The sequence below is a fragment of the Erwinia sp. GW821-FHT03D09 genome (assembly GCF_059420805.1).
Genome location: NZ_JBWKUK010000029.1, coordinates 1 through 15,021, shown reverse-complemented (window position 1 = coordinate 15,021; position 15,021 = coordinate 1). Strand labels below are relative to the sequence as shown.

14 protein-coding genes, 6 pseudogenes and 1 riboswitch are annotated in these 15,021 nt (G+C 52.7%); of the genes and pseudogenes, 12 read left to right on the top strand and 8 right to left on the bottom strand.

Annotation, left to right across the window (positions count from 1 at the left end; translation table 11 throughout):
• Window positions 1-47: 47 nt before the first annotated feature.
• A pseudogene (locus AC07U6_RS21430) lies at window positions 48-167 on the top strand (transposase); the annotation flags it as partial.
• A gap of 320 nt (window positions 168-487) precedes the next feature.
• On the opposite strand, the gene AC07U6_RS21425 reads toward AC07U6_RS21430, so the two are convergent.
• On the bottom strand, window positions 488-700 hold the full coding sequence (locus tag AC07U6_RS21425) for a hypothetical protein (RefSeq protein WP_494764845.1): 213 nt from the start codon (window positions 698-700) through the stop codon (window positions 488-490).
• On the opposite strand from AC07U6_RS21425, the gene AC07U6_RS21420 reads away from it, so the two are divergent.
• From AC07U6_RS21420 to AC07U6_RS21395, 6 genes and pseudogenes are all read left to right on the top strand, one after another.
• Window positions 669-1,277 carry a LysR substrate-binding domain-containing protein gene (locus AC07U6_RS21420; RefSeq protein ID WP_494762497.1) on the top strand — a complete coding sequence of 203 codons (609 nt, stop codon included), beginning with the start codon at window positions 669-671 and terminating at the stop codon, window positions 1,275-1,277. The genes AC07U6_RS21425 and AC07U6_RS21420 overlap by 32 nt on opposite strands.
• Before the next feature lie 30 nt (window positions 1,278-1,307).
• Window positions 1,308-1,412: riboswitch (TPP riboswitch) on the top strand.
• A 64-nt stretch (window positions 1,413-1,476) separates the two neighbouring features.
• Complete coding sequence (gene tenA, locus AC07U6_RS21415; protein WP_494762496.1) at window positions 1,477-2,178, top strand: thiaminase II; 702 nt, start codon at window positions 1,477-1,479, stop codon at window positions 2,176-2,178.
• On the top strand, window positions 2,175-2,915 hold the full coding sequence (locus tag AC07U6_RS21410; protein WP_494764478.1) for an ABC transporter ATP-binding protein: 741 nt from the start codon (window positions 2,175-2,177) through the stop codon (window positions 2,913-2,915). Before tenA ends, AC07U6_RS21410 begins: the two co-directional genes overlap by 4 nt.
• On the top strand, window positions 2,912-3,673 hold the full coding sequence (locus AC07U6_RS21405; protein WP_494762495.1) for an ABC transporter permease: 762 nt from the start codon (window positions 2,912-2,914) through the stop codon (window positions 3,671-3,673). The genes AC07U6_RS21410 and AC07U6_RS21405 overlap by 4 nt, the downstream gene beginning before the upstream one ends.
• Window positions 3,674-3,707: 34 nt before the next feature.
• Window positions 3,708-4,640 (top strand): ABC transporter substrate-binding protein, encoded by a 933-nt coding sequence (locus tag AC07U6_RS21400; RefSeq protein WP_494762494.1) that lies wholly within the window; start codon window positions 3,708-3,710, stop codon window positions 4,638-4,640.
• A gap of 88 nt (window positions 4,641-4,728) precedes the next feature.
• Window positions 4,729-5,568: pseudogene (locus tag AC07U6_RS21395) on the top strand (FAD-dependent oxidoreductase); the annotation flags it as partial.
• Here AC07U6_RS21395 and AC07U6_RS21390 read toward each other — a convergent pair.
• A pseudogene (locus tag AC07U6_RS21390) lies at window positions 5,559-5,993 on the bottom strand (ATP-binding cassette domain-containing protein); the annotation flags it as partial. The pseudogenes AC07U6_RS21395 and AC07U6_RS21390 overlap by 10 nt on opposite strands.
• Before the next feature lie 353 nt (window positions 5,994-6,346).
• Here AC07U6_RS21390 and AC07U6_RS21385 point away from each other — a divergent pair.
• The gene (locus AC07U6_RS21385; protein ID WP_494762493.1) at window positions 6,347-7,480 is read left to right on the top strand and encodes an ABC transporter substrate-binding protein; all 1,134 of its coding nucleotides are present in this window, start codon (window positions 6,347-6,349) and stop codon (window positions 7,478-7,480) included.
• A 535-nt stretch (window positions 7,481-8,015) separates the two neighbouring features.
• On the opposite strand, the gene AC07U6_RS21380 is transcribed toward AC07U6_RS21385, so the two are convergent.
• The 3 genes and pseudogenes from AC07U6_RS21380 to AC07U6_RS21370 all read right to left on the bottom strand — a co-directional run.
• Window positions 8,016-9,257: a mechanosensitive ion channel family protein gene (locus tag AC07U6_RS21380; protein ID WP_494764477.1), complete on the bottom strand. Its 1,242-nt coding sequence runs from the start codon at window positions 9,255-9,257 to the stop codon at window positions 8,016-8,018.
• Between the two features lie 469 nt (window positions 9,258-9,726).
• Window positions 9,727-9,915, bottom strand: a complete 189-nt coding sequence (locus AC07U6_RS21375) for an aminotransferase class I/II-fold pyridoxal phosphate-dependent enzyme (protein WP_494762492.1) — start codon at window positions 9,913-9,915, stop codon at window positions 9,727-9,729.
• Window positions 9,914-10,276 (bottom strand): annotated as a pseudogene (locus tag AC07U6_RS21370) (LysR family transcriptional regulator); the annotation flags it as partial. The gene AC07U6_RS21375 and the pseudogene AC07U6_RS21370, both read right to left, overlap by 2 nt.
• Window positions 10,277-10,468: 192 nt before the next feature.
• Here AC07U6_RS21370 and AC07U6_RS21365 point away from each other — a divergent pair.
• The 3 genes from AC07U6_RS21365 to AC07U6_RS21355 all read left to right on the top strand — a co-directional run bounded on the left by AC07U6_RS21365 (window position 10,469) and on the right by AC07U6_RS21355 (window position 12,056).
• The gene (locus AC07U6_RS21365; RefSeq protein WP_494762491.1) at window positions 10,469-10,624 is read left to right on the top strand and encodes a hypothetical protein; all 156 of its coding nucleotides are present in this window, start codon (window positions 10,469-10,471) and stop codon (window positions 10,622-10,624) included.
• 111 nt (window positions 10,625-10,735) lie between these two features.
• A protein-coding gene (locus AC07U6_RS21360) for an IS5 family transposase (protein ID WP_494762490.1) occupies window positions 10,736-11,580 on the top strand; the annotation gives its coding sequence in 2 pieces (ribosomal slippage) (window positions 10,736-11,081 and window positions 11,081-11,580; 846 coding nt in all).
• Window positions 11,581-11,663: 83 nt separating this feature from the next.
• Window positions 11,664-12,056 (top strand): hypothetical protein, encoded by a 393-nt coding sequence (locus AC07U6_RS21355; RefSeq protein ID WP_494762489.1) that lies wholly within the window; start codon window positions 11,664-11,666, stop codon window positions 12,054-12,056.
• 55 nt (window positions 12,057-12,111) lie between these two features.
• On the opposite strand, the gene AC07U6_RS21350 is transcribed toward AC07U6_RS21355, so the two are convergent.
• Window positions 12,112-12,951, bottom strand: coding sequence for a DUF4225 domain-containing protein (locus AC07U6_RS21350; RefSeq protein WP_494762488.1), 840 nt, complete (start codon window positions 12,949-12,951; stop codon window positions 12,112-12,114).
• Between the two features lie 2 nt (window positions 12,952-12,953).
• Complete coding sequence (locus AC07U6_RS21345; protein WP_494762487.1) at window positions 12,954-13,433, bottom strand: Hcp family type VI secretion system effector; 480 nt, start codon at window positions 13,431-13,433, stop codon at window positions 12,954-12,956.
• Between the two features lie 273 nt (window positions 13,434-13,706).
• Here AC07U6_RS21345 and AC07U6_RS21340 point away from each other — a divergent pair.
• Window positions 13,707-14,182, top strand: a pseudogene (locus AC07U6_RS21340) (transposase); the annotation flags it as partial.
• Window positions 14,183-14,220: 38 nt separating this feature from the next.
• Here the strand turns inward: AC07U6_RS21340 and AC07U6_RS21335 are convergent.
• Window positions 14,221-15,021 (bottom strand): annotated as a pseudogene (locus AC07U6_RS21335) (IS3 family transposase); the annotation flags it as partial.

Genomic DNA, 15,021 nt, shown 5'->3' with positions numbered 1-15,021 from the left:
TGGATTTGACCCTATATATCCAGACGCTTTTTATCTCTTACTGGACTGCCCCCAAAAAAGGCTCTAATACCCGCAATGGCTACTCGTCAAAAACACTACTTTGCGATGATGGCGAGATTGAACTGAGCACGCCACGGGACCGCGAAAATACCTTCGAACCCCAGCTGAACGCTGGTAATGGTGCATTGTGCCGTCCGGCAGGGCGACGCTGACTGGCAGTCCCCATGTATCGAGGGTAAATCTGGTGCGGTTACCCAGCGCATCGGTCTGCGCCATAAGCTGGTTATCCACCCACTCAAAGTGCGTTTCACCGCCATCGTCCTGCCGGATACAGATAATATTGTTGCGTTCGTCGCGAACGTAGCTGGTGACGCCACCAAACCCGTTATGAAAGTGGCCTGTACGCGTGTCGTCATCCCAGACAAAATGCCCCGGCCATAGCCCTTCCGCTGCCCGGCCATCAATGGCGCGCCCAAGACAGTCATAGTCATGCTCCACCCAGGTGCGACAGGTCACTCCAGCGCAGCATCCACCCTTCCGCTGACCAGCGGTAATCAAAGCTGCGGCCTTCCCCGGCCCGGACGCTCAGCAGGTAGCCCCATTCATCATACCGGTAGCTGGCCAGCGTTCTGAGCGGCTGGCGCGCGCTATCGCACAGCGTCAGCCTGATGATACACCCGTGCTCCGTTTCCACATGCACCAGCCGTTCGTCTGCCAGCGCCAGCCAGCGCTATCCCAGGGTCAACGTCGCAGTTCACGACGTGATCAACGAGAAAGTACTCGAAATGGTGCAGGAAGGACGCGTGGAGATGGGTGTTGCCTTCGAACCCGAACAGGCCGATTCGCTGTATTTCACCCTGCCAGGCATCGACCGTTTTGTCGCCGTCGTTCCGGCAGACAGCCCGCTGGCGCAGAAAAAACAATTGAGCTGGCGTGAACTGCTACAGCTCGATTTTATTACACTTCAGCGCCCGTCCGCAGTTCGTCTGCTGCTGGAGCAGTCGCTGGTGAAGGCGGGACGGCGGCTGGACGTGGCTTTTGAAAGCCATCAGCGGGTTACGGTGGGTAAGATGGTAGCTGGCGGGCTGGGTGCCAGTGCGGTCCCGGCGCTCTGTATCCAGCAGATGCGTGAACTGGGTGCGGTTTGCGTGCCGTTGACGGCCCCACAGATTGAACGGCGCGTGGGTTTGCTGCAGCGTAAGCAGCATCAGCTTTCTCAGGCCGCCACAATGCTCGCCCGGACGCTGTGCGAGGTGAGCCGCTGGCCCGCATTATGATTGTAATAAAAAAATAAATATCGTATAACAACCGACTCCGAGGGGTGTCCTGTAACGGGCTGAGATGGCAGTAATGCCGAACCCTTTGAACCTGATCTGGGTCATGCCAGCGAAGGGACGGGTTGGCAAACACAGATCTGCTTTTGCCTCTTCACACCGCCGCCGCACCCCGGATCTCCACCACGATTTTGGAGATCTTATGCCTGCTTCAATGTTCGAATTCGGTCTGTTTGGTCGCCTCCGTCAGAATGCGGGACCGCACTGGGAACACTACGTCGCTCACCCGTTCCTGCAACAGCTCGGTGCCGGTACGCTGCCAGAAGTTGCCTTCCGCCGCTATCTGACCCAGGACTATCTGTTCCTCGTCCACTTCGCCCGCGCCTACGCCCTGCTGGTCACCAAATTCCACACTCTGCCGGAAATCCGTGCTGCCGTCGGATCGTTGAATCACATCGTTGCCGAACTACCGCTTCACGTCGGCTACTGCGCAGGATGGGGGTTGAGCGAAGAGCTGATGGCCCGCGAACCGGAAGCCAGCGAAACGATCAACTACACCCGCTACGTGCTGGATATCGGCCATACCGGGGATGCCCTTGAGCTACTGGCTGCCCTGCTGCCGTGCGTGGCGGGCTATGCTGAAGCGGGGCTGCGTCTGCTGGCCGATCCGGCCACAGTGATGGAGGGCAATCCTTACGCTTCGTGGATGCAGAACTACAGCGACCAGGGCTATCTGAACGGCGTGAAAGCGGCGATTGAGCTGCTCGACCGCGTGGGCCAGCAGCGCGGTGCCGATGCCCGCTTCGATCGGCTGAGTGACATCTTCACTACCGCCACCCGTCTGGAAGGTGCCTTCTGGCAGATGGGACTCAACGCCGTCGAAAACCCGGTTAACGTGTGGTGAACAGCGTTATTTCCCGCCCCGGCATCGAAATCCGCGATCTGACCCTGCGTTTCGGCAGCCGGACTATCTTTGAGCGGCTGAACTTCCGCATTGAGGGCGGCACCTTCGTCGCCATGCTCGGGGCCAGCGGCGCGGGCAAAACCAGCCTGCTGAAAATCATCGCCGGGTTGGCGACTGCAACGTCTGGCACAGTAAGCGCCAGCGACGGCCTGCCGGTGCCGGGGCGAATTGCCTATATGGGCCAGCAGGATCTGCTCTATCCGTGGCTGACGGTACGCGAAAACATCACCCTCGGGCCTCGCCTGCGCGGGGAAAAAGCCGACCGCGCCTGGGCGGAGCATCTGCTGGAACGCGTCGGGCTAAGCGGGCATGGCAACGAGCGCCCCGCCGCACTTTCGGGCGGTATGCGCCAGCGTGCAGCGATTGCCCGTACGCTGTACGAACGCCAGCCGATTGTCCTGATGGATGAGCCGTTTTCGGCGCTGGATGCCATTACCCGCGCCACCATCCAGACTCTCGCCGCCGAACTGCTGGCCAACCATACCGTGCTGCTGATCACCCACGATCCGATGGAGGCCTGCCGCCTCAGCCACCGCCTGCTGGTGCTGTCGCCGCATCCTGCCGGGCTGGATGACAGCCATCATATCGCCGGGCTGCCGCCGCGCGCGCCGGATGATGCCGACCTGCTGAAAAGCCAGGCCGAACTGCTGCAACAGCTGGTGAGGGCCGCAGAATGAGCCATCAACAGGACAGCCGCCTGGCAAAATGGGGGCGCGGGCTGACGGTGTTTCTCGGCCTGGTGCTGCTGTGGTGGCTGGCAACGCTGAGCGATATTCCGGCGTTTCTGCTGCCGACGCCCGCCGCCGTGGCGCAGGCGTTGTGGGAGGGTCGCGGATTCCTGGCCTACCACTCGCTGGTGACGGCATCCGAAGTGGTCAGCGGGCTGCTGCTCGGGGTGCTGCTCGGCGCACTGCTGGCGCTGAGCATGGTGTATTCGCCGCGCCTGCAGCGCTGGCTGATGCCGCTGGTGCTGACCAGCCAGGCGATCCCGGTGTTCGCCCTCGCCCCGCTGCTGGTGCTGTGGTTCGGCTTTGGCATGAGCGCCAAGGTGGCGATGGCGGTGCTGGTGATCTTCTTCCCGGTGACCTCGGCCTTTTTCGACGGCCTGCGCCGGGTGAATAACGACTACCTCGATCTGGCCCGCACTATGGGGGCTTCCCCCTGGGCGCTGCTGCGCCACGTGCGGCTGATGGCGGCACTGCCCGCCTTCGGCACCGGGCTGCGCATGGCGGCGGCCGTGGCCCCCATCGGGGCGATTATCGGCGAATGGGTCGGATCGGCCGAAGGGCTGGGCTACCTGATGCTCAACGCCAATGCGCGGATGCAGACCGACCAGCTGTTTGCCGCGCTGTTTATTTTGATTTTGATGACGGTGCTGCTCTGGGTTGCCGTCGATAGCCTGCTGCGCCGCCTGATTAACTGGACGGCGGAATAACCACCTGCATACGACATAACAAGGAATAACAGCAATGAAAAAGAACCTCTGCGCCCTGCTGCTGGGAACAGCCATCGCGGGCCACGCCGTCGCCGCGGAAAACGTCACGCTGATGCTGGACTGGTACGTTAATCCGGACCACGCGCCGATTATCGTTGCCGAGCAGATTGGCGCGTTTAAAGCCGAAGGGCTGGACGTGAAGATCGTGCCGCCGTCCGATCCTTCCCTGCCGCCGCGCCTGGTGGCCGCAAAGAAAGCCGATCTGGCTATCACCTATCAGCCCCAGCTGCACTTCTTCGCCGATCAGGGCTTACCGCTGGTACGCGTCGGCACCCTGGTGAATACGCCGCTGAACACGCTGATGACGCTGGATAAAAACATTAAATCGCCTGCCGATCTGAAGGGCAAAAAGGTCGGTTTCTCGGTCACCGGCATTGAAGAGGCCACGCTGGGCACCATGCTCAAGCACGAGGGCGTTTCCTCTGCCGATATCACCCCGGTTAACGTCAACTTCCAGCTGACCGGTGCGCTACTGGCAGGCCAGGTGGATGCGGTGATCGGCGGCTATCGCAATATCGAAGCGCTGGAGCTGCAAATTCAGGGCAAAGATCCCAAGGTGTTTAATGTAGAAGATTATGGCGTTCCGGCCTATGACGAGCTGGTGATCGTTGCCAATCGCGATGACGTGAAGAAACCGAAAATTGCCAAATTCCTCGCCGCGCTGAAGAAGGGTAACGACTATCTTCAGGCGCATCCGCAGGAAACGTGGAAAGCCTTTGCCAGCAGCCACCCGGAGCTGAACACCGAGCTGAACCGCCAGGCGTGGCAGAAATCACTGCCGCTGTTCGCCCGCGATCCGGCGCATCTGGACAGCGCCCGCTACCAGGCCTACGAGCAGTTCCTGTTTGATAATAAGCTGATCAAGAAAATCACCCCGGTGGAAAACTACGCGGTAGAGATTAAATAATACGCTGCTGAATGTGAATCAGAACTCGATATAGATAATGATAAGCATTATCATATAATTCACTTATCGCATTGCAGAGGTGGATTGTATGGATCGGACAGCGGAAACGCTCACCGCCGACTGTTACATCGTCGGCGGTGGTCCTGCCGGATTGATGCTCGGTTATCTGCTGGCCCGGGCCGGCGTACAGGTTGTGGTTCTGGAAAAGCACGCCGACTTTTTACGCGATTTTCGCGGCGACACCATTCATCCCTCAACGCTGCAGATCATGCATCACCTCGGGCTGCTCGAGGACCTGCTGAAATTGCCCCACCAGCGCGCCGAAAAACTCCAGGCCGAGGTTGGCGGTGAAGAAGTGACGCTGGCCAACTTCACCCGCCTGCCGGTGAAGTGCAAATTTATCGCCTTTATGCCGCAGTGGGACTTCCTGAATTTTCTGGCCGAACGCGCCAGCGTACTCCCCGGTTTCACCCTTTTGCAATCCTGTGCCTTCGATGATTTGATCACTGCCGATGGCCGGGTATGCGGCGTGCGCGCGATTGCCAACGGCCAGCCGCGAGAGATTCGTGCCCGGCTGGTGGTCGGCTGCGACGGCCGCCACTCGAAGGTGAGAGAGAAAGCGCAGCTGAGCGGGCAATCATTCGGCGCGCCGCGCGATGTGGTGTGGTTCCGCCTGGATAAACGTGAAGACGATCCCCAGTGGGGGATGGGCCATAAGGGGCCGAAGCAGAACTTTATTATGATCGATCGCGGCAGCTTCTGGCAGTGCGGCTATTCCATTACCAAAGGCCAGTTTGCCGAGCTGGAGGCCGCCGGTATTGACGCTTTTAAGCAGCAGGTCGCCACCGTTTCGCCCTTCCCCGCCGACCGACTGGCGGAGCTGGATCGCTGGGACGCGCTGCGGCTGCTGGAGATCCGCATTGACCGGCCAATCACCACCTTCTGCTGGTTACCACCGCTCAGCGCGTTGATCGCCACCTCCGGCGAGGAGATTTTGATCGACAAATTGCTTACTGTGCTGTTGACCACCGCCATCTCCTGTTGATGAGAAATGGCAAACCGGTGCTCCAGACGCGGCCACAGGCTGGCAATAGTCAGGTTGCTGGCCACAGAGGAGATGGGGAAGATGCCGGTACGCTTGCGATCCTCCGGCACCAGGCTCATGCCCATATGGATGCGGTCGGCGGTGGACAGCCGCTGCGGTACCGGTTTGCTGTCCAGCCACAGTTTGCCGAGATACGAGGGCTGGGTGCCGAGCAGCCATTCAAACAGCTCCGTGCGCCCCGCCCCCATCAGGCCGTAAATACCGACGATTTCCCCGGCGCGTACGCTAAAGGAAACGTCGTTGATTACTCACAAGTAAGTTTATTGATATTTACGCTTATATTTCAATGCAATAACAAGTAAAACTAACGGTAGTCGATGTGGTTTGCCGTGGTTTTTACTCGCTTGCGAATGGCAAGCGCCTTCCCGGCGGCAGGTCAGTCGCCTAAAAGAAACGGAGGGAATTTGAGTCACGGGCGTAGAAGCAGAAGCAGAAGCAGAAGCAGAAGCAGAAGCAGATAAAAGTCATGTGAAGGCGAAGGCGAAGGCAAAGGCAAAGGTGAAAATGTGAATTTTTTATAAAAAAGTTACAAAGTTTAGGTGCGGATTAGATAAAAATGAGAATAATTATCACCACCTTATTATTCCGAGTCTTTCCGAATATGAAAACTGTTCCGGCTTTGAAGCTTTCAGCTCTCCTTATCACTACCCTTCCCACCCTGGCTTTCGCTACCACCTATCCGCTGACCGTGACCGATATGGACGGCCAGCAGGTCGTGATCAAGCAGGAGCCGCAGCGTATTATTTTGCAGGATGGCCGCGAGATACTCAGCCTGGCTCTGCTCGACCGCGACAATCCGTTTAAGCGCGTGGTTTCCTGGAATAACCTGATGAAGAAGCAGGACACCGGCAGCTGGAACATGCTGAAAAACCGCTGGCCGCAGGCGGAAAAAATCCTGGATATGGGTTTCTCAGATCAGGGCGAGGTAAATCTGGAAACGGTGATCGCTAAGCATCCGGATTTGATGATTGCCCAGCTGCGCGCGAAGCCGTCGCTCCAGCAGACCGGCGTGCTGAAACAGCTTGCGGCGCTGAATATTCCGGTGCTGTTCCTGGACGTTGAACTGCATCCGGTACAGAACACCGCCTCCAGCGTCACGCTGCTGGGCAAGGTGCTGAATCAGGAAGACAACGCCAAAGCCTATACCGATTTTTATCAGCAGAAGCTGACCGCGATTCAAAATAAGGTGAAGGATATTTCACCGAAGCCGCTGGTGTTTATTGAACCGATTGCCGGTATTGGCGGCGGTGGCGATGCCTGCTGCTTTACCCACGGTCGTAACGGCTGGGGTGGACTGGTTGAGGCAACGGGTGCACGCAATATCGGTTCCGAGCTGCTGCCGGGCACCAGCGGAAACGTTGCGGTGGAAAAAGTGATTTCGATGAATCCTGATTACTACGTGATGAGCGGTTCAAAGCGCGGTGGCAAGGCGAGTACGGTGATTCCGCTGGGCTACAACACCAGCGTTGAGGAGATCAAAGAGAGCTTCGATCGTCTGCGCAATCGTAATGGGGTGAAGGATATTCCGGCGGTGAAAGCGGGCAAGGTGGCCGCGGTTTACCATCATTTCTACAATCATCCGTACAATATTATCGGCATCGAAATGCTGGCGAAGGATTTCTATCCGCAGCAGTTTAAGGATGTGAATCCGACGGCGGATTACCACCAGATTATCCAGAAGTTTACTAAGCTGCCGGATGAGCCGATTAATATTGAGTATCATCCGGCGAAATAAGCTGCTGGTTGTAAAGGGATAAATAGCAGGGAGTTCAGTTTCCGCGGGGGCGTTGCTACATGTTCGGTGCCGGCGGGGTGACCGTTACGGCCAGCCCCGATACGCCATTCGCGGAAATTAAAGCGACGACGGTCGTTGTCGCGATGAGAGAAGCATATCTGCGTGCGATATTTTCCAAAATAGAATGGTTTGCAACTCATCGTTGCAGATTTGAAATGATCGACTTGTGGGTTTCTCAGGAATGGAATTGTTTACGAGAGTGGTAGAGGAAGATTCTTTTGTCACCGTAGTCAGGGAGATGGCGTATTCGTCCCTACGTGCAGTCTGTCACCACGGTGTGTGGGGTGTGAGCATTATTACGGCCAGCAGTGATAAATATTTCAACATCTCAACATTTCCCCTTGACTATCATCTTTGATAATCGTCATTTTCCAGGAATGACATTAAACTTTCCTGTTTACATCTGGCCTGCTGTATTGCCAATCCCTGCGTCTAGCGAACGGTACTGCGCTGAGCCTGGCTGACAGGCGGCCACTTATAAGGTCCTATCCCGGCCACCGCTTTCCTGCGATAAACGCCAGAAGTCGTGCCCCGCCGGGTATTGATATAAACGCAGAGAGAATTTTCCGGCCACGGCGGTGATGTACTCAAATATCTCGGATTGCGTATTCTCGTAATCCATCCAAAAAATCGATGAGGTGAAGCAATAAATCTCCAGCGGCATACCGGACGGCGACGGCTTCAACGTTCTCGCCACAATGTACATATCTTTAATAATGTCCGGCCGCTCGGCAAGATAAGCCATCAGATAATGACGGAACAGCGTCAAATTGGTCAGCCCGTTATCAATAAACCAGCTGTCGGCCACTCCCCCTGGGTCACGGCCATCAAGCAGTTTCGCCAGCGGCTCATTGACCCCGCGAATGGACAGCATGGGGGCCAACATCTCCTGAGAAAGAAAGTTAATCGAATGCTGATCGATACTGGTGCTGCGCATGATCCGCCGCGCCCCGGACGAAAACATCGCCTGCCAGTTGGTATAGGTTTCGGTGAGGAAGTTTTTCGTCGGGATACGTGAGATGGTGTTATCCCAGTTGCGGATGGTAATCGTGTGCAGCGCAATATCGGTCACCTCACCACTGAGATTCCTGTCGGGCATCTCAATCCAGTCGCCCAGCTGCAGAACGTCGTTGGACGAAAGCTGAACGTTGGCAACCAGCGACAGCAGAGTATGCTGAAACACCAACATCAGCACCGCTGCCACGGCACCGAGGCTGGAAATAATAATGGCAGGGGATTTATTCGACATCACCGCGAGGATCATAATTGCGGCAATGACGTGAATTAATATTTTTCCTATCTGGATATAGCCCTTAATCGAGTGATTTTTGCGCTTGCTCTTGCGGACATATGAACTGTTAACGATATCCAGCATTTCATTGAAGAAGATCGACAGGAAAATAAAAAACAAAATCCCGCAGAACGTATTAATGGCCGTCACCAGTGATGGCGGCATATTCGGCATAAACTGCAGAACGTAATAGACGATAATCACCGGCATAAAGTTCGACAGCTTCTCGGCAATGCGGCGGTCTTTTTCCAGCGGCACATCCTGCTTATGGCTGGCAAAGAAGACCCTGCGCACCACTTTGATCAGCAGGAATTTACACAAAATGTGGGTAAACATGCCGGAAACGATCAGCAGAATAAGATTAAAACCCACGGCCAGCGCCGGATTTCCTTCAATAAACGTTAATAAATAATCCATGTATGCCATCATTTATCGCCTGCATCTGTGTGCCATTTGTATCTGCTAAAGCCTGCGGCTTATATACAGAAATTTAACCAATGCACATGATGACATGTCAGGGATATTCAAGTCCACGCTCGGGAGGTGAGGCAGAAAACCCGTTGTAGAGCGCCGCTGACGATCACGGCGCTTTGTGCCCATCACGCCGACAGAACGGTCAGTCCGGCGATGAAAATATTTATTGATTGCATGCACCCGTGCCTGGGACAGACCGAAACCGCACCATTAGCCATATGCTAACCAGTATCTCGCTCGTTGCGGCTTCCAGCAGCAGCGCGCCAGCCCAGTCCCCGGCCATGCGGGCCTGCAAAATTCGGGTGTAGTAGCGCCCGGCGGCAATCCAGCCGATTCGCCAACCCGGTGCCAGGGTTTTCGACAGGGAACTGCAGTAAATGACGTTGCCACTCTGGTCGAATGCCTTGCAGGCCGGAGGGCGCTACCCCTCGCCAACCAGATCGCCATAGACATCATCCTCAATAAGCGGGATGCGCGCGCGTTCAGTCAGGGCAACCAGCGCCTGCTTTTTCGCAACCGGCATACTGGCACCCAGCGGATTCTGCACCGTAGGCGAAGCCAGCACCGCAGCGGGTCGGTGGCGTTGAATAGCGTCGGCCAGCGGTTCCATAACGACGGGCGATCTGTAGCAGAACAGGCAAAATACGCTGTCTGCCAAATGCAGCGGGGAGATCGACCCGAAGCCGGCCTGAAGGCTGGGCAATATGAGAGGTTAACTCGGCTTCTGCCTGTTCAAGAATATCTATCGCATTCTGGCAACTTGCCCGGAAACGCTCACCATCCGGCGTCAGGCTCAAACGCCGCGTGGACCGCAGGAATAGCTTCAGCCCCGGTCTGGCTTCAAGGCGGGCGACACTTTTGCCCACGGCTGATTTTGTCAACCCGAGTTTCTCCGCCGCTGCGGTAAAACTTCCCTGCTGGGCGGTGGTGACAAAGGCGGTAATTCCGCCCAGATGATCGGTATTTCGCATCCTGTATATTCCATTCAATCACTCACGAACAAATCAACAATGTGAGATATCACACGCCAGGTCATTCCGGTAATGACAACAAAGATACTCATTATTATGGCGTGTAATTGTTGAATCTAAGTCCGCACAGAGGCGAATAAAACCTACTTCTTCGCCAGGCATAAATAACGTCGGTGAATTCAGGGCTACAGGATGCTGATTCAGGAACTGTTTCACATCAACATATTGCCTGGGCTGGTGGTGACTTATCCGGCTATCTCGCCAGGCAAAGCGATTCTCGAAACTGCTGCAGTAAAAAATCGACGTACAGACGGATTTTTGGCAGCTGTCGCCGATCGGCAAAAGTGACAACAGGCAACGGCTTGGCGACAGGCTGGAACTCGCTTAATAGCGGAACTAGGCTGTGTCCCTTAATCTCCTGAGCTATAGTAACTGCCTGTTTCCACAACACATTGAACTATGGCTCGCTACGACCTTCCCGATGAAGCATGGGTCCTCATCCAGCCCTTATTACCTGCTGAACCAGCAATACCGCGGGCCGGACGCCCATGGGCTGAACATCGTATGATCATCAACGGTATGTTCTGGGTGCTGTGTTCCGGCGCTCCATGGCACGATTTGCCTGAGCGATATGGTCCATGGAAGACCGTTTACAACCGTTTTAATCGCTGGTCAAAGTCAGGAACGATCAACATTATTTTCAATAAGTTACTTTCATCTCTTGACGCTCACGGCCTCGTTGACTGGTCAGCGACAGCACTGGATGGCAGTAATATCCGTGCGCTCAGATGTGCCGCCGGAGCGCAAAAAAATATTCCGATATCACCGCAGATAATGGGCTGGGTCGCTCTCGCGGTGGTTTTGGCACTAAAATCCATCTGGCGACAGAGGGAAACGGTCTGCCGTTAAACATCGTTCTGAGTCCCGGACAAACCCATGAAAGCCAGTTCGCACAACGTCTGCTGGACGGCATTGGTGTCCAGCACCAGAACGGCAGCATGAAGCGTCGTGGTCATGCTGTACTGGCTGATAAAGCCTACTCCGGACATGCTTTACGTAACGAGCTGAAAAACAGGGGTATAAAAACTGTCATCCCTCGCAAATCAAATGAGAAAATGGCGTCGGATGGTCGTTCACGGCTCGATCGTGATGCCTACCGTAATCGTAACGTTGTTGAGCGTTGCTTTGGTCGCCTGAAAGAATACCGTCGTATCGCCACACGCTACGACAAAACGGCGAGAAATTATCTGGCGATGGTAAAACTGGGCTGCATCCGACTGTTTTACAGTAGGTTATGCAATTAAGGGACACAGCCTAAGATTATGTGGTAATATATTATGAGATATTATAATTCAGCCTATTTGTTGATATTAACATGGAAGTGAAAATGAAAGTGAGAAAACTAATACTGAATAATTGCTTTTCATATCGAGAACTATTGAAAATGAAAAGTGCTTATGCTAAAGCAATACATGAAGTTTATGGAAAGGGTGCTAAAGTTGCCAGTGATGAAACATTTGAGAATTATATCCTTGTTATTGCTGATGCTGTAAGCAATACCTTTTTTACTTTCACTATTTTAGGCATTATCAATACAGGCATTCTTATATATCTTCATGGATTAACCAGAGGGCCATTTACTATGTTCATCATAAGTATGATTATTGTAATCTGTATAGTAATAAGAAATAGTAGAGTGAGAAAAATAAAAATGACAACCACATTAAAATTACTTCAACTAAGATTGAAGATGTTTACTTTTATGATTACTCCCCCTTAGTTTATCAAAAAAGAAGATCTTCCTATTTAATCAAAACTCTTCTAGTCCTCATAGTTCATTCACCCTCGTTATACTTATAATCGCCATCATAAAATGTAGCTTTAAATTTATTAATAGATGAGCCAGCTTGAAATATTTTCATTGCGGTATTCTTATTTGCCCATTTGGTAATGTGATCTTGCTTCACGTAAAGAAATAATCTACCGGTTCCAGGCTTTTCAAATAATCCTCTACTGGCTAAACGTAAAGGATTTTCCTTTAAAATAAGTCCTTTATAAGCTGAATATGCAGTAACTGAAAAATCTGCAACACTATAGGAAAAATCACCACGGTATTTGTCATACCTTAATTGTTCTGCTGCCAGACGGTAAAGATATCTGATTGGACCAACCTCTTGATGTTCATATAGTAAAGGGCTTATTGATTCATACATATTATTCACGCCATGAGCTGCTAATGTAATTCCAATGGATTTGAATCTTCTTAAGTGAAGTTTTCTTCCTGCTTGTAGAAGGCTCCACCCACCAAATGTTTGAAATCCACCAGTAACAATACCCCCACCTATTTTTGCATACTTAATTAAGCCTTGGTCTTCAAATATCTCAGTAACGATATACTTAGTATAATTTCCTTGTCTTAGAATCTGATATTCTCGATGAGCAAGCTCACTTTCAGCACGAACCTCTGTGATCAGCCTCATTCGCTCGTTAACATCAAATGTATTACGAAAACGTCTATTGACATCGTTAATAAAATCATCGACCTCTCTTAGATATTCTCTTCGTATCTGATAACTTTTAATAAAATATGAAGAAGCTAATGTAGCAATACGTTTTAGATCTACAGCATGATTATCTAAATCATATTTTAAATGAGCTATTGCAGTAGTTCCCATAATTAATACACCCTATCTTCCCAGAGGCTATAGGCACTTGTGCCTGCCATTACATGTTCCCAAGTAATAGATTCGTATTTGAAGGAAATACTTTCATCAGATTGAACTTCGTTATGTGTCAATGAGTTAGGGCTAAACATTCTAATTTCACTTAGCGTAGCACTCGTTAGCTTTATTTTGAAGAAAATCTCCAGGCCACCAGAAGGGTTCATTCTATAAAACACAAACTCACACTCTAACCGTTCATTTTGATTCATTGCTAAAGCTAAGAGTGGCGATGCTTTATCTATGGGCTTTCTGATTTGAAGAGGGTGAAGTTGAACATTACCTTCACGTGTCATCAGGTTGAGTAGTTCAAGAATTAGTATCTGATCCTCATGTCCTCTTTGGTATTTGTTTCCTATGGAGTCGAGAGTTGAACATCCAGTAGAAATCAAACCTTGTTTATCACCCTTAATCGTCGCATATATTATATTTGCCATGTAACTCCCTTACATAAAGTTAATAAAGGTTAATAATACATAGAAGGCGATTTAAAATCTACTATCACAATTGTCTTTTATGATATTCATAGTTCTGTTAGTTTTTACTTTACTATTCATGGATTGAATTATTTTTAAGAACTGACAAGTTCACCTATAGAAATCATGTTTCTTATGACTACCAGACTAGCCCCATAGATCACCAGACACTACGCCTCTCTTAAAATAAGAGGTAGTCTTAGACCTATGTTTAACACCAGTCAGAATAATAAGATGGTTGAAGTGTTATCAGGACCTGAGCGACGTCGCCGTCGTACACCGCAGGAAAAAATTGCCATTATTCAGCAGACTATGGAGCCCGGCATGACCGTGTCTCATGTCGCTCGTCTGCATGATATCAATGCTAACCAGATCTTCAAATGGCGCAGGCAGTATGAAGACGGCTCTCTGACTGCCGTGGCATCAGGCGAAGAGATCGTTCCCGCATCTGAACTTGCTGCTGCCAATAAGCAAATCCGCGAGCTTCAGCGCCTTCTGGGCAAAAAGACGATGGAAGCTGAAATACTCAAAGAGGCCGTGGAGTTCGGTCGGGCAAAAAAATGGATTGCGCATGCGCCCTTGTTGCCCGGGGACGACGAATAAGTGACGTCTGCCGGAGTATCGGTGTATCGCGTGCGCAACTGAGTATCAGGGTTAACCGGCCATCTGGCTGGCAGGATCGCAGACGACAATCCTATTTTGACGACAGTGAGGTGTTTGATCTTACCCACGTAATGTGGACACAGCGCTAAGCGAGGTTCTGGTTTTCAAACTGTTCCGGACTGAGACCGCCACAGGCACTGTGGCGACGCCAGCGATTGTAATCGCACTCGATATAATTAAACACCGTTGTCCGCATTATTTCCCGGCTGGCAAAGCGTTCGCCGTGGATGCATTCCACCTTCATTGAATGGAAGAAGCTTTCTGCACAGGCATTATCGTAACAATTCCTTTCGCGCTCATGCTGCCGCGCAGATTATGGTGTTTCAGTAACGCCTGATAGTCCGCTGAACAGTACTGCCCGCCTCTGCCAGTATGCACAATGACATGCTCCGGGCGTTTACGCCGCCACAACGCCATCTGTAGCGCATCACAGGCAAGCTGTGCCGTCATCCGCGACGACATCGACCAGCTGATAACTGCACGCGACCACAGGCCGATGACGACAGCCAGATATAGCCAGCCCTCATCGGTTTGCAAGTACGTAATGTCTCCCGACCACTTCTGATTCGGGCCACTGGCGTAAAAATCCTGCTTCAGCAGATTTTCCGACACTGGCAGACCATGCCCACGGTAACTGGCCGGGCTGAACCGGCGTGACGCCTTCGCCCGCAGCCCCTGGCGGCGCAGGCTGGCGGTAACCGTTTTGATATTGAAGTGCATAAGCCCGCAGTTCATCAGCCAGACGCGGGGCACCATAACGTTGCTTCGCCCGCCCGAAAGCGTCATGAACTGCGCTGTCGCAGCGCAGCCGGAACTGCTGGCGGGCGCTGATGACGATACGCCGCGTCCGCCAGGCATACCAGCCGCTGCGGGCGACCCGCAACAC